This is a genomic window from Nocardioides montaniterrae (assembly GCF_054782655.1).
Window position 1 is genome coordinate 201,503 of sequence record NZ_BAAGSB010000002.1, and the last position, 22,365, is coordinate 223,867.

Here is a 22,365-nt window from a genome sequence, read left to right on the forward strand (position 1 = left end):
CTCAGGCGCCCCCGGCCTGGAGGCGGTTCCACAGGCCGTTGACCACGATGCCGGTCTGGCTCATGCCGTGCTGGCGCTGGTACGTCGTCACGACCGCCCGGGTGCCGGAGTCATAGACGCCGGTCACCGGAAGCAGGCGGCGGGGGTAGACGCCGTTGAGCGCGCGCTGGAGGCGGCGTACGTCCTGGCCGGCGGAGCCGACCTTGAGCACCGGCTTGTGTCCGGCGGACAGGAAGGCGGCCCAGAAGCTCGCCGAGACCAGGTTGCTGGTGGCGCTGCCGAGGCCGTGCGAGGTCCTCCACTGGCGGACCGCGGCGATCGTCGCGGTGTTGTACCTGCCGTTCACCTTGCCGGCGTACAGGCCGCGGAACTTCAGCATGCACTGCAGCGCCTTGACGGTGCCCGGGTGCTGCGCGGCGTTGGCCGACGAGATCGCCGGGAACGAACGCAGGTCGAGGTCGACGCCACCGCAGGGGTAGGTCTTCGGCGAGTAGGAGCCGCGGCCCAGGCTCAGGAAGTCGCGGTCGATGTTGATGCGTACGCCGCCCCAGGTCTCGGTGTGCCCGCCGAGGTACTGCTTGGCCCGGCGACCGGGGTTCCAGCCGGTGTCCGGGATGTACGTCGTGGAGGTGTTGGCGTTGCCGTCCCACCGGGCGATCCAGATCCGGTCCGGGAGGGTGTACGCCGACGGGCGGGTCCGGCGTACGTCGTCCAGCGCGACGATGCCGGAGCCTGCGGAGGAGTAGACGCCGGAGACGTAGCCGTCCGCGTGCAGGGCGTCGGTGTAGGCGCTGAGGAACGACAGCGCCGACTCGCGGCAGCCGGTGTTCTTGATGTCGAAGGCCTCGAGGTCGTACCAGAGCGTGCTGCCCTTGGTGATGCCCAGGGCGGCTGCGGCACTCGCGGTCTTGGCGGCCTCGGCGCGAGCCTGGTTGCGGGCGCGGCCGTACTTGCCGAGGCTGCCCGGCGTCGGGTTGATGCGCGGGTCGATCGAGGAGCCGTACCGCGGATAGCGGCTGTTGCAGGAGGCCTGCGGGCCGAGGGTGATCGGCAGCAGCTTCCAGCCGCGAGCGAGCTGGTTGTGGATCCAGGTGGTGGTCAGGTTCGGCTGGCTGCGGCAGGCGCGCGAGTTGCCGGAGATGTAGATGCCGACCGCGAGGTACGGCGAGGACCGCAGCCAGGCGTCCATGGTGCTCTGGCTCGGCGCCGAGCACTGGTCGAAGCCGTAGCCCTGGAAGTCGCCCGGGGTCACCGGGTTGGTGGTCGCGTCGGCGAGGGAGATCTGGGGTGTCCCGCTGGTGCGCAGCAGTGGTGCGAGCGCGAGGGCGAGGACGAGGGTCAGGCCGGTGAGGCTCGCACGGAGAACCGTTGAGCGACGGGCGGACATGGAGATCTCCAGACACGGTCGGGGGAAGGCGACCGCTTCACGAAACCACAGAAATCACACAAGTCACACACGTCACAGCGAACTACAACGTTGTAATTCCCGATCGACCGCAATTCTTCCGACAAAAGTGCGGTTCGGGCGGTAAATCTCCACCCGGCTGCGCGCGGTCCACCTGGAGTCGGCCGTCGGCGCGTGCCCGGATAGGATCCACGCGTGGCTGAGCCGTCCGTAGACACCTCCCGTTCGACCCTCGACACCGTCGCCGTCGCGGCCGCCGACCCGGACCGGGAGCAGCCCTGGGCCGAGCTCGGGCTGAAGGAGGACGAGTACGCCCGGATCCGTGAGATCCTCGGCCGTCGCCCCACGGGTGCCGAGCTGGCGATGTACTCCGTGATGTGGTCCGAGCACTGCTCGTACAAGTCCTCCAAGGTCCACCTCAAGCAGTTCGGCGAGCTTCCCCAGCGGACTCCGCGGGGAGAAATGCTCGCGGGCATCGGTGAGAACGCCGGCGTCATCGACATCGGCCAGGGCTACGCCGTCAGCTTCAAGGTCGAGTCGCACAACCACCCGTCGTACGTCGAGCCCTACCAGGGCGCCGCGACGGGTGTCGGCGGCATCGTCCGCGACATCATCGCGATGGGCGCGCGCCCGGTCGCCGTCGTCGACCCCCTGCGCTTCGGCCCGCTCGACGCCGACGACACCCACCGGGTGCTGCCCGGGATCGTGGCCGGCGTCGGCGGCTACGGCAACTGCCTCGGCCTGCCCAACGTCGGCGGCGAGGCGGTCTTCGACGCCACCTACCTCGGCAACCCGCTGGTCAACGCCGGCTGCATCGGCGTCATGCGCCACGAGGACCTCCACCTCGCCAACGCGACCGGCAAGGGCAACCTCGTCGTCCTGTACGGCGCCCGCACCGGCGGCGACGGCATCGGCGGCGTCTCCGTGCTCGCCTCCGAGACCTTCGACGCCGACGGCCCCGCCAAGCGTCCCAGCGTCCAGGTCGGCGACCCGTTCATGGAGAAGCTGCTCATCGAGTGCACGCTCGAGCTCTTCGCGGCCGAGGTCGTCAGCGGCATCCAGGACCTCGGCGGCGCGGGCCTGTCCTGCGCGACCACCGAGCTCGCCTCCGCCGGTGACGGCGGCATGCGCTGCGAGCTCGACCGGGTCCCGCTGCGCGACTCCACGCTCTCGCCCGAGGAGATCCTCATGAGCGAGAGCCAGGAGCGGATGATGGCGGTCGTCGAGCCGGCCAACCTCGACGCGTTCATGGCGATCTGCGCCAAGTGGGACGTCGAGGCCGTCGCGATCGGCGAGGTCACCGACACCGGGCGTCTCGAGATCACCTGGCACGGCCAGACCGTCGTCGACGTGCCGCCCCGCACCGTCGCCCACGACGGCCCCGTCTACCACCGTCCGTTCGCCCGCCCCGACTGGCAGGACACCCTGCAGGCCGACGGCGCCGAGAAGCTGGCGCGGCCCGCCACCGGCGACGAGCTCCGCGCCACCCTGCTCCGGCTCGTGGCCAGCCCCAACCTGTGCGACAAGTCCTGGATCACCGATCAGTACGACCGCTACGTCCAGGGCAACACCGTCCTCGCGCAGCCGGCCGACTCGGGCATGATCCGGATCGACGAGGAGACCAACCTCGGCGTCTCCATCGCGACCGACTGCAACGGCCGCTTCGCCAAGCTCGACCCGTACGCCGGCGCGCAGCTCGCCCTCGTCGAGGCCTACCGCAACGTGGCGACCGGTGGCGCGACGCCACTGGCCGTCTCCGACTGCCTCAACTTCGGCTCACCCGAGGACCCGGCCGTGATGTGGCAGTTCGCCGAGGCCTGCCGTGGCCTCAAGGACGCCTGCCTCGAGCTGGGCGTCCCCGTCACGGGCGGCAACGTCAGCCTCTACAACCAGACCGGCGAGACCGCGATCCTGCCGACGCCGGTCGTGGCCGTCCTCGGCGTCATCGACGACGTCACGAGGCGCACGCCCACCGGCTTCCAGGCCGAGGGCGAGCGCGTGGTGCTGCTCGGCGAGACCCGCGAAGAGCTCTCCGGCTCCGAGTGGGCCAACGTCGTGCACGGCCACCTCGGTGGCCTGCCGCCGAAGGTCGACCTCGGCGCCGAGCGCAGCCTCGCGACGCTCCTGACCGAGCTGGTCGGCACGGTCACCAGCGCCCACGATCTCTCCGACGGCGGCCTGGCCCAGGCCCTCGCCGAGTGCACCTTCGCGCGCGGGATCGGTGCGAGCGTCGAGCTTGCGGGTGACGCGTTCGTCCAGCTCTTCGCCGAGTCCACGGCCCGGGTCGTCGTGACGGTCCCCGACGCGGCGTACGACGCCCTGGCGGCTGCGGCCGACAAGCACGGTGTCACGGTGACCGACCTGGGTCGCACCGGTGGCGACGCGCTCGAGGTGGCCGGCCAGTTCTCGATCGGCCTCGACGAGCTCCGCACGGCGTGGAGCGCGACGCTCCCCGCTGCTCTGGGCTGACACTGGGGGAGTGCCCGACCTCGTCGTCACCAGCAGGTTCGTCGTCCCCGACGACGAGCTCGCCGAGCGGTTCTCCCGCTCGTCCGGACCCGGCGGTCAGGGCGTCAACACCACCGACAGCCGCGTCGAGCTGTCCTACGACGTCGCCCGGGCGCGTTCGGTGCCCGACCACCTCCGCGACCGGCTGCTGAGCCGCCTCGAGGGCCGGCTGGTCGACGGGGTGCTGACCATCGCCGCCAGCGAGCACCGCGGTCAGCTGGCCAACCGCAAGGCGGCCAGGGAGCGGATGGCCCAGGTGCTGCGTGAGGCCGCTGCGCCACCACCGCCGAGGCGTCGACCGACCAAGCCGACCCGTGGCTCCAAGGAGCGCCGGATCGCGAGCAAGAAGCGACGCGGCGAGATCAAGCGCGGCCGGTCGGCGCCGTCGGACTGAGCCTCAGCGCGGCTTCTTCAGCGTGATGACGGTCGTGCCGGTCTGGTGGTCGATCTTCTTGCCGGCGAACCCGCCCCAGCCCGAACCGAGCTGGAAGCGGTACTTCTGGGTCAGGGTCAGGGTGAGCGAGTGGCCGACCCGGTCGAAGATCAGCGAGGCGCTGGAGTTGCACGCGCCGGTCTTGGGGACCGGGCAGACGGCGTCGTCGTTGCTCTTGAGCAGCGTCTTGACCGGTGCGGCCTTGCCGAGCCGGTAGGTCGTGGTCAGCCCGACGGGGTAGTAGGTGCCGCCCTGGGCGATCGTGACGCCCGCCTCGGTCAGCGTGCCGAACGTGGTGGCCACCGAGACCACGAGCCACTCGTGTCCGGGCTTGGCCCACTTGCCGCCGGCGTACGGCAGGACGACGGGCTCGGTCACCTTGCACGTGCTCTGCGACGCCGCGAGGACCTTCCAGCTCGGCTTGGCGCCGCAGTCGGCGTAGCGCGGCTTCTTGTACGAGAGGTGGTACAGGCCCTCGGCCCGGCCCGCGTCGACCTTGCCGGTGGTCAGGTCGGCGACCTGGGTGACGCCGTCGTACCCGATGCCGAGGCGGACGTGGGCGCTGCTGGCCGGCACCACGACGTAGAACGACTCGGCACCCTGGCTCGGGTCGGGGGCGGGGAGGCGGTAGTTGTCCTTGCCGACGCGGATGTCCGCGGTCGCGAGGTCGTTGGCGCCGATGAAGCCGGCGTACGCCGTGGAGGAGCGCCGCACGAACTCCCACGTGATCGGCACGAACTCCATGCCGGCCGGTGCGGTCTCGGACGTCAGCTCGGAGGTGTCCTCCGAGGTCAGTGCCTTGACGGGCTGGCCGGTGTGCACCTCGAGCCGGCCCGTGGGAAGCGCGATCCCGGTCTGCTTCTCGTTCGAGAACTGCGCCGCCTGGCGGGCATTGACGAGGTCGCCGGCGTTCAGGCCCGAGGCGGAGCCGCCGCAGGCGGCCAGGGCAGGCAGCGCGCAGGCGAGGACGGCGGCGGAGGCTGCGTGGCGGAGGCGCATGCGCCCATTGTGGCCGACGCTGCCTCGGCGTCTCAGCGCGCCACGGCGGCGACCTCGCGGGAGGACCAGTCGGCGGGCCGGGGGACCGCGCGGACCGACCTGGACAGCGTCGGGATCAGCGCGGTCACGGCAGCCAGGACGCCGATCCCGAGCATCGCGTCGCGGCCGTCGAGATGGGTGAGCAGGACGCCGGCGACGAGCGGGGCCACCGGCATCGCCGCCATGCCGACCAGGCGCATCGCGGAGTGCGAGCGGCCCAGGACCTCGGGCGGGGTGATCGAGGTCTGGTAGGCGCCGATGCCGGCGTTGCCGGCGGGGTTGAGCAGGAGCAGGACACCGAGTGCGGCGGCGACGACGGCGGGCTGGTTCCACAGCGCCATCGGTACGACGAGCGGCAGCGTGGACCACGCGACCAGGATGGTCAGCACGCCGGTCGGGAGCCGCTGGATGATGCGTGGTGCGAAGTAGGCGCCGACGATGCCGCACACCCCACCCACGATCTCGACCAGGGAGATGGTGGTCGGCCGGGTGCCGGACTGCACGAGGCGCAGCACCGCGGTCAGGAAGAGCGCGTTCATGGTCAGGTTCACCAGCGGCGCCCACACGAGGATCACCCGCAGGAACGGGTGTGACCAGGTGAAGGCGATGCCGTCGCGCAGCTCGCGCGTGGGCTTCGCGCGAGCGCCGGGCGCTGCCGAGAGATCGGTGCGGATGCGTCCGAGCAGCAGCCAGCTGGCGGCGTACGAGAGCGCGTCGAGGAGGAACGGCGCCCAGCGGGTCAGGGCGAGCAGGACGCCGCCGAGCGGAGCACCCGCGAGGCTCGCGATGTGCTCGCGCGCCTGCTGCTGGGAGAAGGCGGTCGGCAGGTCCTCCTTGGCGACCACCGCTCGGATGGCCGAGCTCTCGGCCGGGGAGAACAGGCCGGCCGCGACACCGGTCAGGAGGGCGACCGCGATCAGGTGCCCGATGGTGAGGTGGTGCAGCAGGCCGGCGACCACGAGCGACGCGTAGAGCGCAACACCGATCGCCGAGGAGGCGCGCATGATCCGCAGCCGGTCGAGGCGGTCCGCCATCACACCGGCCGGGAGCAGGATCGCCACCATGCCGAGGAGGTACGCCGCCTCGACGGCCGACGCCCAGGCCGTCGAGTGCGTCAGGGCCCAGCCGATGAGGGGGTAGACGAAGCTGCTGACCCGTGAGCCGAGGTCCGAGATCGTCTGGCCGACCCACAGGACCGTGAAGTCCCGGTTGCGCGAGAGCTCCCGGAACGTGGTCATGGCTGCACCGTAGTTCGGGAACACTGGTCCCATGGTCACCGACGACGACATGCGCCGCTGATGCCGGCCAGGTTGCGGCCGGCAGCGGCCGCCGACGTGGCAGCAGCGCTCTCCCGGGTGCTCACCGACGACGCGACGCGGGCCGATCTCAAGCTGCTCGCCAAGCACTTCCTGGCGGTCCTCGAGGAGCGCGCCCCGGGCCGCTCGGTCGAGGTCCGGGTGCCGCCGTACGCCGCCGTCCAGGTGATCGAGGGCGTCCGCCACACGCGAGGTACGCCGCCCGCGGTGGTCGAGATGGATGCGCTGACCTGGATCGGCCTGGCGACCGGTGCGCTGCCGTGGGCCGACGCCGTGGGCGAGGGGCGCGTGAGCGCCTCCGGCGAGCGCACCGACCTCTCGGCGTACCTGCCTTTGAACGCCTAGCGGGCTCGCATAAGTTGGCGCCATGACCGCTGACCTGCGCGCCCGGCTGACCGACCTCCTCCCCGGCCTCCGCGCCGACCTCGAGGACCTCGTGCGGATCCAGTCGGTCAGCGCGGATCCCGACCGGCTCGACCAGGTCGAGGTCAGCGCTGCCAAGACGCTCGAGCTGTTCGTCGCGGAGGGCTTCGACGCCGAGATCGTCCGGGCGTACGACGGCGCGCCGCCGGCCGTCGTGGGGGAGAAGAAGGGTCCCGAGGGCGCGCCCGTGGTGCTGCTCTACGCCCACCACGACGTGCAGCCGGAGAACGACCCGGCCGACTGGGACAGCGCCCCGTTCGAGCCGACCGAGCGCGCGGACGCGCACGGCGACTTGCGTCTCTACGGCCGTGGCGCGGCTGACGACAAGGCCGGCATCGTCACCCACCTCGCCGCCGCTCGACTCTTCGGCGACGACCTGCCGGTGACGCTGCGGCTGTTCATCGAGGGCGAGGAGGAGGTCGCCTCGGCGACGCTCCCCGAGCTGCTCCACAAGTTCGAGGACCGTCTCAAGGCGGACGTCATCGTCATCGCCGACTCCGGCAACTGGGACATCGGTGTGCCGGCGCTGACCACCAGCCTGCGCGGCCTGATCCGGGTCGACGTCGAGGTCCGCACGCTCGACCACGCCGTCCACTCCGGCATGTGGGGCGGCCTCGCTCCCGACGCGATCATGGCGCTCACCCGCCTGCTCAGCACGCTGTGGGACGACGCCGGGGCCCCGGCCGTCGAGGGCCTGGTCAGCGGGCCCGCGGCCGACGTCGACTACCCCGAGGACCGCCTCCGGGCCGAGTCCGGCGCGCTCGAGGGCGTGCAGTGGGTGGGCACCGGCTCGGCCGTCGAGCGGATGTGGACCCAGCCCGCGATCACCGTCACCGGCTTCGACGCCCCGAAGGTCGCCGGCGCGTCCAACACCCTCGTGCCGATGGCACGGGCACGGGTCACGATCCGGATCGCGCCCGGGGACACGGCCGAGAACGCGGTCGCGCGCCTGCAGGCCCACCTCGAGAAGCACGTCCCGTGGGGTGCCCATCTCGCCACGACCGTGGTCGACACGGGTGAGCCGATCGCGATCCCGGCCGACGGTCCGGCGTACGACGCCGCGCGCAGCGCCTTCGCGGAGGCCTGGGACGGCACCGCCCCGGTCGACATGGGCGTCGGCGGCTCGATCCCGTTCATCGCCGAGTTCCTCGAGACCTTCCCGGCGGCGTCGGTGCTGGTCACCGGCGTCGAGGACCCCGACACCCGTGCCCACGGGCCGAACGAGGGCCTGCACCTCGCCGAGTGGGAGCGGGTCCTGCTGGCCGAGGCGCTGATGCTGCGCAACCTCGGCACGCGTTGACCTCGGACGTCGTCCGGGTGGAGCGCTCCAGCGCACCATCCGGATGACGTTGCGGATAAGGGGCCAGCGCCAGCCGCCGGTACCCTTGCACCTGTGTGCGGAGTCTTCGGCGTCTGGGCCCCTGGTGAGGACGTGGCGAAGCTGACCTACTTCGGTCTCTACGCGCTGCAGCATCGTGGACAGGAGTCCGCCGGCATCGCGGTCAGCAACGGCCGCCAGATCCTCGTCTTCAAGGACATGGGCCTGGTCTCGCAGGTGTTCGACGAGAACACGCTGGAGTCGATCGACGGCCACATCGCCGTCGGCCACTGCCGCTACTCCACGACCGGCGCCAGCACCTGGGACAACGCCCAGCCGACGTTCCGGCCGACCGCCGACGGCTCGATCGCCCTGGGCCACAACGGCAACCTGGTCAACACCGCCGACCTCGCCCAGATGGTCGCCGACCTCCCCAGCGACTCCGGCGAGCTCGACATCCACGCCCGCAACCTCGAGACCTCCACCAACGACACCAGCCTGGTGACCGCGCTGCTCGCGCACCACCCGCACCAGTCGCTGGAGGAGCGCGCGATGGAGCTGCTGCCCAAGGTCAAGGGCGCCTTCTGCTTCGTCTTCATGAACGAGGGCACGCTGTACGCCGCCCGCGACCCCGAGGGCATCCGCCCGCTGGTCCTGGGCCGCCTCGAGCGTGGCTGGGTCATCGCCTCCGAGAGCGCCGCGCTGGCCACCGTCGGCGCGAGCGTCGTGCGCGAGGTCGAGCCGGGCGAGCTCATCGTCATCGACGAGGCCGGCCTGCGCTCCCACAAGTTCGCCGAGCCCGAGCGCAAGGGCTGCGTCTTCGAGTACGTCTACCTCGCCCGCCCCGACGCCACCATCGCCGGCCGCAGCGTGCACGAGGCGCGCGTCGAGATGGGCGCCCAGCTGGCCCGCGAGTTCCCCGTCGAGGCCGACGTGGTGATCCCGGTGCCCGAGTCCGGCATCCCCGCCGCTACCGGCTACGCCGCCGAGAGCGGCATCCCCTACGCCCAGGGCTTCGTCAAGAACGCCTACGTCGGCCGCACGTTCATCCAGCCGAGCCAGACCCTGCGCCAGCTCGGCATCCGGCTCAAGCTCAACGCCCTCGACCACGTGATCCGCGGCAAGCGGGTCGTCGTGGTCGACGACTCGATCGTGCGGGGCAACACCCAGCGCGCCCAGATCCGGATGCTCCGCGAGGCCGGCGCCGCCGAGGTGCACGTGCGCATCTCCAGCCCGCCGGTCAAGTGGCCCTGCTTCTACGGCATCGACTTCGCGACCCGGGCCGAGCTCATCGCCAACGGCCTCGACGCCGAGGAGATCGCGGCCAGCATCGGCGCCGACAGCCTCGGCTACATCTCGCTCGACGGCATGGTCGACGCGACCAACCAGCCCAAGACGTCGCTGTGCACCGCCTGCTTCACCGGCGACTACCCCATCCCGCTGCCCGACGCATCGCTCCTGGGCAAGCACCTGCTCGAGGCCAGCCTCGCCCCGTCCACGCACGGCGAGTCCCTCCCCGTCTTCAACAACCCCTGATCCAGGAGATCCTCAGTGGCTGAGAACGCGTACGCCGTCGCCGGAGTCGACATCGAGGCGGCCGACCGCGCCGTCGACCTGATGAAGGAGTGGGTCGAGAAGGCACGTCGTCCCGAGATGCTCGGCGGCCTGGGCGGCTTCGCCGGTCTCTTCGACGCCAGCGCGCTCACGGCGTACAAGCGCCCCCTGCTCGCGACCTCCACCGACGGCGTCGGCACCAAGGTCGCCATCGCGCAGATGATGGACAAGCACGACACCATCGGCTTCGACCTCGTCGGCATGGTCGTCGACGACCTGGTCGTGTGTGGCGCCGAGCCGCTGTTCATGACCGACTACATCGCGACCGGCAAGGTCATCCCCGAGCGCATCGCCGCGATCGTCAAGGGCATCGCCGAGGCGTGCGTCGAGGCCGGCGCCGCGCTGGTCGGTGGCGAGACCGCCGAGCACCCCGGACTGCTCAAGCCCGACGAGTACGACGTCGCCGGCGCCACCACCGGTGTCGTCGAGGCCGACGCGCTGCTCGGCGCCGACCGCGTCCGCGCGGGTGACGTCGTCATCGCGATGGCTGCCAGTGGCCTGCACTCCAACGGCTACTCCCTGGCGCGCCACGTCTTCTTCGCCCACGCCGGCTGGTCGGTCGACCGCCCCGTCGAGGAGTTCGGCCACACGCTCGGCGAGGAGCTCCTGGTCCCGACCCGGCTCTACACCAAGCCGTGCCTGGCGATCGCCCGCGAGACCGAGACCCACGCCATGGCCCACGTCACCGGTGGCGGCCTGGCCAACAACCTCGCGCGCGTCATGCCGCAGGGCATGAAGGCCACGCTCGACCGCGCCACCTGGACGCCCGGCGCTGTCTTCGACGTCGTGCGCAAGGTCGGCGACGTCTCCCAGCCTGACCTCGAGGCCACGCTCAACTGTGGCGTCGGCATGGTCTCGCTGACCGCTCCCGACTCCGTCGACGCCGCGATCGCGCGCTTGGCCGAGTTCGGCATCGACGCCTGGGTGGCGGGCGAGGTCACCGCCGAGGACAACGCCGCCGGCAGCGTCGAGCTGGTCGGTCAGCACCCCGGCTGGTGAGGTCCGCGCCACCTCGTACGTCGAAGAGGTGGCCCTGACGTGCGGGAACAGCCACCCAGCAGGTAGCGTTACCCCCACGAGACTCTGATGAGAAGTCCGGGGCCCTGAGGGTCACCGGCCAAGTGTGCGAGGGGGCTGGACCTTATGGGCCGCGGCCGAGCGAAAGCCAAGCAGACGAAGGTCGCGCGCGACCTGAAGTACAGGACTCACGACACTGATCTCAGTGCGTTGGCCAGGGAGCTCCATGGCGAGCCCTCTGTCGTCGACGAAGTCGTCGAGGAAGAAGTCCCGGACCGCTGGTCCGGATACGCCGACCGGGACTGACCTCCCGCGTCGCGCACGCCCGATCCGCACAGGTGACGGCGCGTTGACGGCACCCTTCTCGGGGTTGGCCGCTCCGTGGGGCGGCCCGTCCCGGGTCACAGGTAAAGTTTCGCGGTTCGCATCCCGGAACCGTTGCGGGTCGCTACCGTTTTTGGCGACGGTCTCGGAACGACCAGCTGACCATCCTGGGGGATGAAGTGCCGGAGAGTGCAAGCACCACGACCTGCGGATGCGACGACCGCTACCACGAGCTGGGCATCCATGCCCCGGGCTGGAGCGCTGCCGCGTCGCACGCCGAGTCGGCCTGAGCGACCTTCCTCGTCGCAGGCATCGCGAAGCAGAACACCCCCGGAAGCTGGGCTTCCGGGGGTGTCGCGCTTGTGGGCAGGGGCGGGGTCGAACCGCCGACCTATCGAGTTTCAGTCGATCGCTCGTACCAACTGAGCTACCTGCCCAAGCAGGGCGAAACCTTACCGGAGCGCGAACATCGTGCGCGAATCGGTGTCTGCTCCGCAGCCCGCGATGGGCACCTCCCCTTCCTGGACCACTATGCTGACGGCGCTGCCGAGGGTTCACCCGTGGCAGCGGGCCCCCTTCGTCTAGCGGCCCAGGACCCCGCCCTTTCACGGCGGTAGCGCCGGTTCGAATCCGGTAGGGGGTACCGAGCGGTGCGATGCCCGCAAGGCCATCGGCCCGAGGCAAGGCGCGCGGGGGCGACCGGCTCGTCGCCGACGAGCGAGCGGACGGCGGGGGAGTCCTGCCGACCACCGGTTTGACCCGGCGGGCCCCTGACCGTGACGATCGGGCGGTGCCTCGATGCCCGGTGACCGCGCGCCTCGTCGGCGGGCCCGACGGCGACCTGCGCGACCGGCTGCTGCTCGCGGCCCTCGACGAGATCCGGCGGGTGGGCACCGACGACCTCAGCCTGCGCGCCCTGGCCCGCAAGGCCGGCGTCTCCCACCAGGCCCCGATCCACGTCTTCGGGTCGCGCCGCGGGCTGTTGACGGCGCTCGCGACGGTGGCGGTGGACCACCTCGCTGACGAGGCGGCGTACAGCGCCAGTGCGGCCGAGGCCGAGCACGGCCCCGGCTCGGAGGCGGTCCTCGCCATCGGCCTCGCCTACATCGAGCTCGCGTTGGAGGAGCCGGCCCTCTTCGCCCTCGCCACGCGTGTCGAGAGCCTCGACCTCGACGACGAGGACCTGCAGCGATCCCGTGCTCGTGCGTGGGCGATCCTGCGCGGCGCCGTCGAGCGCGCGCAGGGTGCCGGCTGGCGCTCCAGCCAGCCGACCGACCTCCTCGCCCTGCTGTGCTGGTCCCTGGTCCAGGGCATTGCCGCGATCTACCGGGACCAGCTGCTCCCCGAGGGGTTGCCGGTCGGCTCGGCCGAGGAGCTCGCCCGCGCCGTCTCCGCGCTGCTGCGCGACTGAGCTCCGAGAGGTCGCTCACGCCGACGGCGTACGTCGCGGCGCCGTGAGGCGGCGCACACCGCCCCTTGCTTGACACTGTCACATCGGACTTGACACCGTCACATGAGCGAGATTCCGGCGACCTGGCCGGACGTGACAGTGCGGCGGCAGCAGGCGCCGAGCGAGGAGCACCCCGTGGCTGAGTCAGCCGGTACCTGGACGTCCGCACTGCTCCGACGATGCGTCAGGACGCCGATCCCGGTGTTGCTGGCGTGCCTCGCCCTGGTCGGCGTGGTCAACGTGCTCGTGCCGCAGCTCGAGCACGTCATGGCGAAGGACTCCACGCCGATCGTGCCCGACTCGGCGCCGGCCGTGCAGACGGTGCAGCGCATGGATCGCGAGTTCGGCAACGGACGGAGCCGGGCCACCGTGTTCCTCGTCCTCGAGCGTGACGGCGGTCTTCGGCAGGGCGACCGCGCCTACCTCCGGGGCGTGCTGACCCGGCTGCACCGGGACCGGCAGGACGTCGCCGCCGTCCAGGACGTGTTCGTGAACCGGGCGGTCCTGTCCGCCGTGACGAGCAAGGACGGCGAGGCCATGTACGCCCAGGTCGGCCTGCCGGGTGCGGTCGGGGCCCCGTCCGCCGTACGACAGATCGAGGCGGTGCGTGCGGCGACGCTCGCACACCGGCCCGCCGGTCTGGTGGTGGACGTGACCGGGACGGCGGCGACCATCGCGGACATGTCGACAGAGGTCGACCACAGCATCCTCAAGATCACCGCCGTCACCATCGCGTTGATCGCGCTGATCCTGCTGCTCATCTACCGCTCCGCCGTGGTGGCCGGCTTGATCCTCGGGTTCATCGGCGTCGCGCTGGCCGCCGCCCGGGGCGCCGCGGCGCTGCTGGGCGGGCACGTGTTCAGCGTGTCCACCTTCACCGCCTCGTTCCTCACCGCGGTCGTCCTCGGTGCGGCCACCGACTACGCCGTCTTCCTCGTGAGCCGGTTCCAAGAGCTGCGCCGCGAGGGCATGGAGCCGGCCGAGGCCACGGTCGCCGCCTGCCTGCGGGTCGCTCCCGTCGTCATCGGCTCCGCCCTCACCGTTGTCCTCGCCAACGCCTGCATGGCGATCGCGGACGTGGGCATCTACCTGACGACCGGCCCCGCGATCGCCGTCGGCATCCTGTGCACCCTCCTGCTCTCCATGACCTTGATGCCGGCCGTCCTCGCGCTCGCCGGTTCGCGGGGATGGCTCGACCCGCGCCCGCGCCGGGGCGGTCCGTCCAGCTGGGAGCGCGTGGCGGGCGTCGTGACGACCAGGCCTGCGCGGATCCTGGCGGCCGGACTCGTGCCGCTGATCGCGCTGGCGTGCTTCTTCCCCCTGCTGCAGCCCAACTTCGACGAGGCGACGGTCCAGCCGGACCACACCGAGAGCAATGACGGCTATGCCGTGCTCGCCCAGCACTTCCCGCTCAACGAGGTGCTGCCCGACTACCTCCTCGTCACGGCCGACCACGACCTGCGCAACGCCAAGGACCTCGCCAGCCTGGAGCAGATGGCGGCCGCCGTCGCTCGTACGCCGGGCGTCGAGTCGGTCCGTGGCGTGACCCGGCCGCTCGGCACCACCATTTCCCAGGCCTCGCTGGGCTACCAGGCCCAGCAGGTGGGCGACCGGCTCAGCGGAGCCGGTGACCAGCTGGCCGCCGGTGAAGCCGACACCCAGCGCCTCGCCGCCGGCGCGCAGCGGCTGAGCGACGGCACGGACCGGGTCGCGGCCGGCACCCGGCAGGCGGTCGACGGGGCGTCCAGCCTGCTGGCGGGCGTGCGCACGCTGCGTGCGGGCATGGACCGCCTCAGCACCGGGAGCGGAGCCGCCGTCGCCGGCAGCAGCCGCCTGCGGACAGGCGCCACCCAGCTCGCGAACGGTCTCGACCTCGCCCACACGCAGACCACGACGGCGGTCAACGGGCTCGGCATGGCCTACAACGCGCTCAAGCAGAGCCTCACCTGTGGTCTCGACCCGGTCTGCAACCGCGCGCGCGACGGCATCCGCCAGGTCTACGAGGGCGAGCGGGACAAGCTCCTGCCTGGCCTGCAGTCGGCGGCCGACGCCGCTCGCCGGCTCGCCAACGGCACGCTCACGCTGCAGACCGGCCTGACCCGGATCGACGCCGGCCTGACCCGGGCCGAGCAGGGGGTCAGCACGCTGGCCGCCGGCTCGACCACGATGCGGACCAAGCTCGGGCAGCTTGCGGCCGGCGCCAGCAAGGTGGCTGTCGGCAGCAAGGCCGTGCACAGCGGCACCGAGCAGGCGACCCGCTCGGTGGCCGAGCTGCGCAGCGGGCTCGCCCGCGCCGCGGCGTACCTCCGGACGACGGGCAAGGCCGCGAAGGCTCCGGGAATGGGTGGCTTCTACCTGCCGCCGGCGGCCATCAAGAGCCCGCGGTTCGCGCTGGCCAGCGGCTTGTTCCTGTCGCGCGACGGCCGCACCGCGCGCTTCGTGGTGCTCGGGGACACCTTCGCCTTCGACCACTCGGGCATGCAGCGGTCGCGACGCGTGGCCGAGGCAGCAAGGAACGGGCTGCGGGGCACCCGGCTCGAGACCAGCCAGGTCGCCGTCACCGGTGTCGCCGCAACGATGGCCGATCTGCAGGACATCAACCGCATCGACTTCCGGCTCGTGGCGCTCGTCGCGCTCCTCGGCGTCTTCGCGATCCTGCTCTTCCTCCTGCGCAGCGTCGTCGCGGCCGGCTTCCTGCTCCTGACGGTGGGTCTCTCGTACGCCGCAGCCATGGGCCTCGGGGTGCTGGTGTGGCAGATCGGGATGGACCAGCGGCTGGACTGGAGCGTCCCGACCATCGCCTTCATCCTGCTGGTGGCCGTCGGTGCCGACTACAACCTGCTGCTGATGAAGCGGATGCTCGAGGAGGCGCCTGACGGATCCCGTGCGGGGATCGCGCGCGCCGTCAGCGCCACCGGTGGCGTGATCACCGCGGCCGGCGTCATCTTCGCGGCCAGCCTCTTCGCGATGATGGCGGGCAGCGTGCTCACCCTCGCCGAGATCGGCTTCACGATCGGCGTCGGCCTCCTCCTCGACACCTTCGTCGTCCGCACGCTCGTCGTGCCGGCCGGGGCCGCGCTGCTCGGACGTCGGCTGTGGTGGCCCCGGCGGGTGGAGGACTCCGCCGGAGAACCGGCCTAGGTGGTCGAGGCCCGGCGGAAGGGGCGTCCGCGGTCCCACCCGCAATGGTGACGACGGTGCGGATTGGGAACGCTCGACCGCCATGGGTTAGAGTTCCCATCGCTTCAAGGAAACGCGGAGCGAACAACCTGGCCCTGTAGCGCAGTTGGTTAGCGCGCCGCCCTGTCACGGCGGAGGTCGCGAGTTCGAGTCTCGTCAGGGTCGCCGATCAGAAGCCCACTCCATCGAGTGGGCTTCTGGGTTTTTCCTACGCGGCGATCCACCAGCCGAGGCTGAGCGCGCCCAGGCCCGCCAGCAGCGAGAGCACGACGTACGTCGCTGCCACCTGGGGCTTGCGCTCCTCGAGCAGGCGCACGGTCTCGAAGCCGAAGGTGGAGTAGGTCGTCAGTGCGCCGCAGAAGCCGGTCGCGACGAGTGAGGAGACCCAGGCGGTGGGCGCCGCCCCGGCGACCAGGCCGAGCAGCATGGAGCCCGCCGCGTTGACGGCGAAGGTGCCCCACGGGAAGGGGGCGCGGTGGCGCGAGGTCACCATGACGTCGGTGAGGTAGCGCGCCGGAGCACCGATCGCGCCCCCGAGGAGGACGAGCAGGACGCTCATCGGTCGAGCACCTTCCGGGTGCCGACCAGGCCGAGCCAGACCGCGAGGACGCCGCCCACCAGGGTGGTCGCGACGTACGCGAGGGCGACGGCGGGACGACCATCGGCGAGCAGTCGGTGGGTGTCGAGCTGGCTCGTCGAGAACGTGGTGAAGCCGCCGAGCACGCCGACGCCCAGGAACGGGCGTACGAAGCGGGTGTGGGACCAGCGGTCGATCATCAGCGCCATCAGCACGCCGATCAGCGCGCAGCCGACGAGGTTGGTGGTCACGGTGCTCCACGCGAACCCGGTCGCTGGCAGCGCGTGCGCCATGCCCCAGCGGGCGAGGGCGCCCAGCGCCCCGCCGAGGGCGATGACGGGCAGCAGGTCGGCGTCGCGGCGTACGAGGTCGACGGGATGGTCCGAGAGCGGGAGCGTCGGCTCGGGGTCGATCGGCAGGCCGTGGAGCTCTCTGCGGATCTGCTGGCGATCGTCAGTCATGTCCCGTCCACGGTACCGGCGCGGCACCCGTGGCCTGGCGACGGAACTCGCCGAGGAGCCAGATCTGGAACGAACGCTGTTGGGGGGTGCGCGGCGGCGTGAGCAGCCGCTCGGCGCGGCTGAAGTCATCGGCCGCGTCGAGCAGGTCGATGAGGCCGCCGATCTCGCGAGCGCTCGCGGCCGGCATCCGCAACCGGAGGTTGATGGTGGTGTGACCTGCCGCGGCCGCCTTGTCGACCAGCTCGCGACCCATGTTCGAGCGCAGCGGGGCCTCGAGGGTGTCGAAGTGGTCGGTGAGGACCTTGGCCAGCGGGTAGGTCTCCTCGTGGGCCAGCCCGAGCAGCCGGATCTCGCGACGCAGGTCGCGGTAGTGGCGCTGGAAGCGTCCCCACTCGTCGACGGGGACGCCGTTCACCTGGACCGCGATCTGGCCGAGCTGGGTGCGCATGTCCAGGGCCGGGGGAGTGGCGTACGTCAGCTGGAACTCGGCGATGCCCTCGTCGCTGAACTCCGCAGCCGGCTCGAACCAGACGGCCTTGCCGTCCTCCTCGATGTGCGCGCCCCATGCCGCCGAGGACCGGGCGACGATGTCGAGTCCGCGTCCGACGGTGGTGATCGCCTCGAACTGCTCGTCGCCGATCTCGCCCGACAGCGCGTCGAGGTCGAACTTGTCGATGTCGAAGCCGCCGGCGGGGGTGGACGGCTGCGGCGCGGTGGTCGAGGCGTCGTGGACCTCGAAGCGGGGGTGGTCGTTGGTGCCGCTCAGCTGGAGGCGGTACGGCGCCTTGCCGTGCAGGATCGCGTTCGTCACCAGCTCGGACACGGCGAGCTCGGCACACTCGGCCAGCGGATCCTGGCCGATCCGCACGCACATGCCGACGACCCAGCGGCGCGCGTCCTGCGCGCTCCGGGGTCCAGGCTCGAGATCGAGCCCCTGCCGGTCAGGCAATGTGGAGGAACCTCACTGCTGCTCAGCCCGAGTCGGTGATGTGTTGCTGGGCGGTCGGTTGACGGTCTGATCCCGTTCGCCTACCCGATCGTGCCGAGGGTCAAACCGCCCTCGCCGACCAGTTCGTGATCCGGTGAGGAGTCGCCCCGATGATGGCCGATCGGGACGGCCCGGGTGCGGCGGCTCACCGGCGACTTGTCAGAATTGACCCGTGGACATCGAGCGCGGAATGACCCCCCGGAGCAAGCGGCACCAGGTCGTGGTGATCGGGTCCGGATTCGGTGGTCTCTTCGGGACCAAGGCACTGCGTCGCGCGGACGTCGACGTCACCATGATCGCCAAGACGACCCACCACCTCTTCCAGCCGCTGCTCTACCAGGTGGCGACCGGGATCCTGTCCGAGGGCGAGATCGCGCCGCCGACGCGCGAGGTGCTCGCCGGCCAGGAGAACGCACAGGTGCTGATGGGCGAGGTCACCGACATCGACCTCGAGAGGAAGCTGGTCCGTTCGCAGGTGCTCGGCCGCGAGCTGGTGACGGCGTACGACTCGCTGATCGTCGCCGCCGGCGCCGGCCAGTCCTACTTCGGCAACGACCACTTCGCCGAGTTCGCGCCCGGCATGAAGAACATCGACGACGCCCTCGAGCTGCGCGGCCGGATCTTCGGTGCCTTCGAGATGGCCGAGCTCGGTGCCTCCCGCGGCGAGAACGTCGACCACCTGCTGACCTTCGTCGTGGTCGGTGCGGGGCCGACCGGGGTCGAGATGGCCGGCCAGATCGCCGAGCTCGCGCACCGCACGCTGACCCACGACTTCCGGGCCATCAGCACCCACCAGGCGCGGGTGATCCTCGTCGACGCCGCGCCCCAGGTGCTCCCGCCGTTCGGCGCCAAGCTCGGTGCCTGGACCAAGCAGAAGCTGGAGAAGCTCGGGGTCGAGGTCCTGCTCGGCGCGATGGTCACCGGCGTCGACGAGCGCGGCATCGTGGTCAAGCACAAGGACGGCAGCGAGCAGAAGATCGACTCGGTCACCAAGGTGTGGGCCGCCGGCGTCCAGGCGAACCCGCTGACCGCGACCCTGGCCGAGCAGACCGGTGCCCCGCTCGACCGCGCGGGCCGGATCGGCGTCAACCCCGACCTCACCCTGCCCGGCCACCCGGAGGTGTTCGTGGTCGGCGACATGATCGCCCTCGACAACCTGCCGGGCGTCGCCCAGGTCGCGATCCAGGGTGCGAAGTACGCCGCCAAGGAGATCGAGGGCCGCCTGCGGGGCAAGCCGTCGCAGCCGCCGTTCAAGTACTTCGACAAGGGCTCGATGGCGATCGTCAGCCGCTTCCGCGCCGTCGCGATGGTCGGCAAGATGCGCATCACCGGTCTGCTCGCGTGGCTGATGTGGCTGGTCGTGCACCTCTTCTACATCACCGGCTTCAAGAACCGCGTGACCGCGGTGCTGCACTGGTTCGTCTCGTTCCTCGGCAAGGGTCGCTCCGAGCGCACCACCACGGAGCAGCAGATCTTCGCGCGGATCGCGCTGCAGCGGCTCGAGCGCGGCGCCACCGACCTGGTCTCCGAGCCGGGCGAGTACGACGCCGAGGCCGAGCGCCGACGCCGTGAGGAGCTCGAGGCGCAGGCGGCCGAGGAGGTCCACCTGACCGACGACCACCTGCGTGGCGTCAAGGTCTGACCGGCCCTCGGCTCAGTCGCTCACCGTCACGTCGAGCCCGCGTGCCCACCTCGGCAGGATGAAGAGCCCTTCGGCCTCGGCGGTGATCCCGTCCGGACCGATGAGGTGGCCCTTCGCCCAGGTCTTGATGCCGTCGCAGCGGTCGATCCAGGCCTCCGCCCGCAGGTCGCCGAGCGGGGTTCCCTGGCGGTAGCTGATCGTCAGCGTCGCGGTCATCCCCGGGCGACCACCTGCGCCGGCCGCCTGGCCGAGCATCTGGTCGAGCACCAGCGAGACGACACCGCCGTGGACCAGCCCCGGCGGTCCTTCGTACGCCGCGCCCAGGTGGAAGTCGGAGATCGCCCGACCGGCCGCGTCGCAGGTGACGACCAGCGGCGGGGCGACCGCGTTGCGCAGGCCGATCACGGCGTTGCCCCAGGCGCGACCGCGACCCTCGGGGCTGTACCGGACGCCGAACGCGCCGTCGATCTGCTCTTTGCGCAGACGCGTCGTGACGGCCTCGATGTCGGCGGTCGCGTCGAGGATCTCGTCGCCGTCGACGGTGGTGCGCAGGCTGGCGTCGACCAGCTCGCGGACGGCCTGGGCGAGTGGCCCGTACAGGCCCGCCTGACGCGCGACCTCCTCCGCGGAGAACTCCTCGGGCTGGAACGTCATGGACACAGACTAGAACACGTTCTTATTTTGCGTCGTCGGTGCGGCGCAGGTCGGGCCGCAGCCGGTGCAGCACCTCGAGGAACTGTGCGGGCTCGACGTCGGCCCGCGTCAGCGTCAGCAGGGGTACGTCGGGCTGCTCGATGAGCACCTGCCAGCGTCGGTCGGCGGCCCGTCCGATGATGGCCACGGGCGTGTAGGGGCTGGCCAGGTCGACGATCCGCCGCTCGCCGCGGCGTACGACCTCGAGCTGGGTACGGCGAACGGTCAGCCTGGTCGGGGTCGAGCTGGCCCGCACGGCCCAGACGACCATGGTCAGGATCGCGAGGACGGCGGTGGTGCCGATCGCCACCGGGGTCCGGTCGGTGGCGGCGAGGACGCCTGCGGCGACCGTCGCGGCGAGGGCCCCCAGCAGGACCAGGGAGAGCGCGTGGCGGGTGGCGTTGCGGGGCTTGAACTCGATGACCGCCGGAGGGAGGTCGTCCTCGTCGATCGGAGGCAGCGCTGCGGCGGGTGTGGGAGCGGGTGTGGGAGCGGGTGTGGGAGCGGGTGCGGGAGCCGGGAGCTCGGTCGGCACCGACAACGTCAGCGGGGGCAACGGCTCCTCGGGCGGAGGGGCCGCGGTGGTCGGCTCGGCGCTCGGGATCGGCGCGGAAGACCCGCGATCGGCGGCGTACTCCGCGCGCTTCTCCAGCCAGGCCCGGATCGATGCTGTGTCCGGCCCGAACTCGTCACCGCTGCCCACGACGAGGTCTCCCTTCCTCCGGCGCAGAGGCTACTCCTAGGCTTGACCCGTCCAGCGTGCCGATCGAACGAGGAGGAGCGATGCCGGATCCCGCGCAGCAGACCGCCGGCCTGCGTCCCACGCGACAGCGCCTCGCGATCACCGAGACGCTCGGTCGGGCCGACGACTTCCAGAGCGCGCAGGACATCCACGACGCTCTGCGGCAGGCCGGCGACAAGGTCGGCCTGGCCACCGTCTACCGCACGTTGCAGGCGATGGCCGACGCCGGTGAGGTCGACGTCCTGCACGGTCCTGCCGGCGAGACGACGTACCGCCGCTGCAGTCCTGACCACCACCACCACCTGGTCTGTCGCTCCTGCGGCCGGACCGTCGAGGTCGTCGCGCCGACCGTCGAGGCGTGGGCGCGGTCCGTCGCGGCCGAGCACGACTTCGTCGAGGTCAGCCACACCGTCGAGCTGGTCGGCCTGTGCGCCGACTGCCGGGCGAGCGGCGCCTGACGTGCGCCGCCTCGCCGCCGCTCTCGCCGTCCTGATCGGGACGGTCGTGGGTGGTCCGGCGAGTGCTGCGCCGGTGCCGGCGGTGCCCGTCGCGCCGACGCCGACCACGGGCGCGCTGTTCTTCCCGTCCGTCGCCGGCCTGGCCGTGGCGCTGCACCTGCCGCACTTCTGCACCGCGAGCGTGCTCCACTCGACGACCCGGGACCTCCTGGTCACCGCCGCCCACTGCGTCTACGGCACCGGGGTGACGATGGAGTTCGCGCCCGGCTTCCACGACGGGGTCGCGCCCTACGGCGTGTGGGCCGTACGCCGGGCCTACGTCCCACCCGCCTGGCGATCGGGCCAGGACCCGGCCGCGGACGTCGCCGTCCTGGAGGTCGGCCCGAGGGGTGGTCGGCGGATCGAGGACATCGCCGGCGGCTTGCGTACGACGTCCCCGACGGCCGGTGAGGCGGCGAAGGTGATGGGCTACCCGCTGGGCGTCGGTGGTCGTCCGGTCGCCTGTCGCGCGCCGCTGCGCCTCGTCGACACCTATCCCGCCGTCGACTGCCCCGGTCTGACCGCCGGCGTCAGCGGCGGCCCGTTCCTGCAGGACGGTCGCCTGGTCGGCGTGATCGGTGGGCGTGAGCAGGGCGGCTGCGGCGCGACGACGTACTCCTCGCCGATCGGCCGCTACCTACCCGTCCTCGTCGCCCGCGCCGAGGCGGCGGGGCCGACCGACCTCGTCCCGGTCGGCTTCCTCGCCAACCTCTGCTGACGCTCAGAACGCGTCGCAACC

The 22,365-nt window shown here is 71.6% G+C and carries 19 protein-coding genes, 3 tRNA genes and 1 pseudogene; 14 read left to right on the plus strand and 9 right to left on the minus strand.

Annotated features, from left to right (window positions below; translation table 11 throughout):
- Position 1: 1 nt before the first annotated feature.
- Positions 2-1,387, minus strand: coding sequence for a glycoside hydrolase domain-containing protein (locus ACYVJ3_RS04390; RefSeq protein WP_460851294.1), 1,386 nt, complete (start codon positions 1,385-1,387; stop codon positions 2-4).
- 213 nt (positions 1,388-1,600) lie between these two features.
- Between ACYVJ3_RS04390 and purL the strand changes: the two genes are divergently transcribed.
- Both purL and arfB read left to right on the plus strand, forming a co-directional pair.
- Positions 1,601-3,874 (plus strand): phosphoribosylformylglycinamidine synthase subunit PurL, encoded by a 2,274-nt coding sequence (gene purL / locus ACYVJ3_RS04395; RefSeq protein ID WP_460851295.1) that lies wholly within the window; start codon positions 1,601-1,603, stop codon positions 3,872-3,874.
- A gap of 10 nt (positions 3,875-3,884) precedes the next feature.
- Positions 3,885-4,307 carry an alternative ribosome rescue aminoacyl-tRNA hydrolase ArfB gene (arfB, locus tag ACYVJ3_RS04400; protein ID WP_460851296.1) on the plus strand — a complete coding sequence of 141 codons (423 nt, stop codon included), beginning with the start codon at positions 3,885-3,887 and terminating at the stop codon, positions 4,305-4,307.
- A 3-nt stretch (positions 4,308-4,310) separates the two neighbouring features.
- On the opposite strand, the gene ACYVJ3_RS04405 is transcribed toward arfB, so the two are convergent.
- Both ACYVJ3_RS04405 and ACYVJ3_RS04410 read right to left on the minus strand, forming a co-directional pair.
- Complete coding sequence (locus ACYVJ3_RS04405; RefSeq protein WP_460851297.1) at positions 4,311-5,345, minus strand: hypothetical protein; 1,035 nt, start codon at positions 5,343-5,345, stop codon at positions 4,311-4,313.
- Positions 5,346-5,377: 32 nt separating this feature from the next.
- Positions 5,378-6,622, minus strand: coding sequence for an MFS transporter (locus ACYVJ3_RS04410; RefSeq protein ID WP_460851298.1), 1,245 nt, complete (start codon positions 6,620-6,622; stop codon positions 5,378-5,380).
- A gap of 60 nt (positions 6,623-6,682) precedes the next feature.
- Between ACYVJ3_RS04410 and ACYVJ3_RS04415 the strand changes: the two genes are divergently transcribed.
- The 5 genes and pseudogenes from ACYVJ3_RS04415 (at position 6,683) to ACYVJ3_RS04435 (ending at position 11,378) form a co-directional block, all read left to right on the plus strand.
- Positions 6,683-7,045 carry a sterol carrier family protein gene (locus tag ACYVJ3_RS04415; RefSeq protein ID WP_460851299.1) on the plus strand — a complete coding sequence of 121 codons (363 nt, stop codon included), beginning with the start codon at positions 6,683-6,685 and terminating at the stop codon, positions 7,043-7,045.
- Positions 7,046-7,067: 22 nt separating this feature from the next.
- Positions 7,068-8,423: a M20/M25/M40 family metallo-hydrolase gene (locus ACYVJ3_RS04420; RefSeq protein WP_460851300.1), complete on the plus strand. Its 1,356-nt coding sequence runs from the start codon at positions 7,068-7,070 to the stop codon at positions 8,421-8,423.
- Between the two features lie 54 nt (positions 8,424-8,477).
- A pseudogene (gene purF, locus ACYVJ3_RS04425) lies at positions 8,478-9,977 on the plus strand (amidophosphoribosyltransferase); the annotation flags it as partial.
- Positions 9,978-9,992: 15 nt separating this feature from the next.
- Positions 9,993-11,054, plus strand: a complete 1,062-nt coding sequence (gene purM, locus ACYVJ3_RS04430; RefSeq protein ID WP_460851302.1) for a phosphoribosylformylglycinamidine cyclo-ligase — start codon at positions 9,993-9,995, stop codon at positions 11,052-11,054.
- A gap of 144 nt (positions 11,055-11,198) precedes the next feature.
- Positions 11,199-11,378, plus strand: a complete 180-nt coding sequence (locus ACYVJ3_RS04435; protein WP_460851303.1) for a DUF3073 domain-containing protein — start codon at positions 11,199-11,201, stop codon at positions 11,376-11,378.
- Positions 11,379-11,759: 381 nt separating this feature from the next.
- On the opposite strand, the gene ACYVJ3_RS04440 is transcribed toward ACYVJ3_RS04435, so the two are convergent.
- Positions 11,760-11,833: transfer RNA gene (locus ACYVJ3_RS04440), tRNA-Phe, on the minus strand.
- Positions 11,834-11,966: 133 nt separating this feature from the next.
- Here ACYVJ3_RS04440 and ACYVJ3_RS04445 point away from each other — a divergent pair.
- From ACYVJ3_RS04445 to ACYVJ3_RS04460, 4 genes are all read left to right on the plus strand, one after another.
- Positions 11,967-12,039 (plus strand) — tRNA-Glu (locus tag ACYVJ3_RS04445).
- A gap of 147 nt (positions 12,040-12,186) precedes the next feature.
- Positions 12,187-12,807 carry a TetR/AcrR family transcriptional regulator gene (locus ACYVJ3_RS04450; RefSeq protein WP_460851304.1) on the plus strand — a complete coding sequence of 207 codons (621 nt, stop codon included), beginning with the start codon at positions 12,187-12,189 and terminating at the stop codon, positions 12,805-12,807.
- 174 nt (positions 12,808-12,981) lie between these two features.
- On the plus strand, positions 12,982-15,987 hold the full coding sequence (locus ACYVJ3_RS04455; RefSeq protein ID WP_460851305.1) for an MMPL family transporter: 3,006 nt from the start codon (positions 12,982-12,984) through the stop codon (positions 15,985-15,987).
- A 130-nt stretch (positions 15,988-16,117) separates the two neighbouring features.
- A tRNA-Asp gene (locus ACYVJ3_RS04460) sits at positions 16,118-16,191 on the plus strand.
- 43 nt (positions 16,192-16,234) lie between these two features.
- Here the strand turns inward: ACYVJ3_RS04460 and crcB are convergent.
- Genes crcB through ACYVJ3_RS04475 form a run of 3 tightly spaced genes read right to left on the minus strand, consistent with a single transcriptional unit; the run spans position 16,235 to position 18,013 of the window.
- Positions 16,235-16,585 carry a fluoride efflux transporter CrcB gene (crcB, locus tag ACYVJ3_RS04465; protein WP_460851307.1) on the minus strand — a complete coding sequence of 117 codons (351 nt, stop codon included), beginning with the start codon at positions 16,583-16,585 and terminating at the stop codon, positions 16,235-16,237.
- On the minus strand, positions 16,582-17,064 hold the full coding sequence (locus tag ACYVJ3_RS04470) for a fluoride efflux transporter FluC (RefSeq protein WP_460851308.1): 483 nt from the start codon (positions 17,062-17,064) through the stop codon (positions 16,582-16,584). Before ACYVJ3_RS04470 ends, crcB begins: the two co-directional genes overlap by 4 nt.
- A complete protein-coding gene (locus tag ACYVJ3_RS04475; protein ID WP_460851309.1) occupies positions 17,057-18,013 on the minus strand; it encodes an ATP-binding protein in 957 nt (318 codons plus the stop codon). The genes ACYVJ3_RS04470 and ACYVJ3_RS04475 overlap by 8 nt, the downstream gene beginning before the upstream one ends.
- Positions 18,014-18,224: 211 nt before the next feature.
- Here ACYVJ3_RS04475 and ACYVJ3_RS04480 point away from each other — a divergent pair, with 211 nt between their 5' ends.
- On the plus strand, positions 18,225-19,694 hold the full coding sequence (locus ACYVJ3_RS04480) for an NAD(P)/FAD-dependent oxidoreductase (RefSeq protein ID WP_460851310.1): 1,470 nt from the start codon (positions 18,225-18,227) through the stop codon (positions 19,692-19,694).
- Positions 19,695-19,706: 12 nt separating this feature from the next.
- Here the strand turns inward: ACYVJ3_RS04480 and ACYVJ3_RS04485 are convergent, their stop codons facing one another.
- Together ACYVJ3_RS04485 and ACYVJ3_RS04490 are read right to left on the minus strand one after the other, a co-directional pair.
- Positions 19,707-20,348, minus strand: coding sequence for a PaaI family thioesterase (locus tag ACYVJ3_RS04485; protein WP_460851311.1), 642 nt, complete (start codon positions 20,346-20,348; stop codon positions 19,707-19,709).
- A 22-nt stretch (positions 20,349-20,370) separates the two neighbouring features.
- The gene (locus tag ACYVJ3_RS04490; RefSeq protein WP_460851312.1) at positions 20,371-21,090 is read right to left on the minus strand and encodes a hypothetical protein; all 720 of its coding nucleotides are present in this window, start codon (positions 21,088-21,090) and stop codon (positions 20,371-20,373) included.
- Between the two features lie 80 nt (positions 21,091-21,170).
- Here ACYVJ3_RS04490 and ACYVJ3_RS04495 point away from each other — a divergent pair, with 80 nt between their 5' ends.
- Both ACYVJ3_RS04495 and ACYVJ3_RS04500 read left to right on the plus strand, forming a co-directional pair.
- Positions 21,171-21,587: a Fur family transcriptional regulator gene (locus tag ACYVJ3_RS04495; protein WP_460851313.1), complete on the plus strand. Its 417-nt coding sequence runs from the start codon at positions 21,171-21,173 to the stop codon at positions 21,585-21,587.
- Position 21,588: 1 nt separating this feature from the next.
- Entirely contained in the window at positions 21,589-22,344 is a 756-nt protein-coding gene (locus ACYVJ3_RS04500; RefSeq protein ID WP_460851314.1) for a trypsin-like serine peptidase, read from the plus strand.
- The last annotated feature ends 21 nt before the right edge of the window (positions 22,345-22,365 follow it).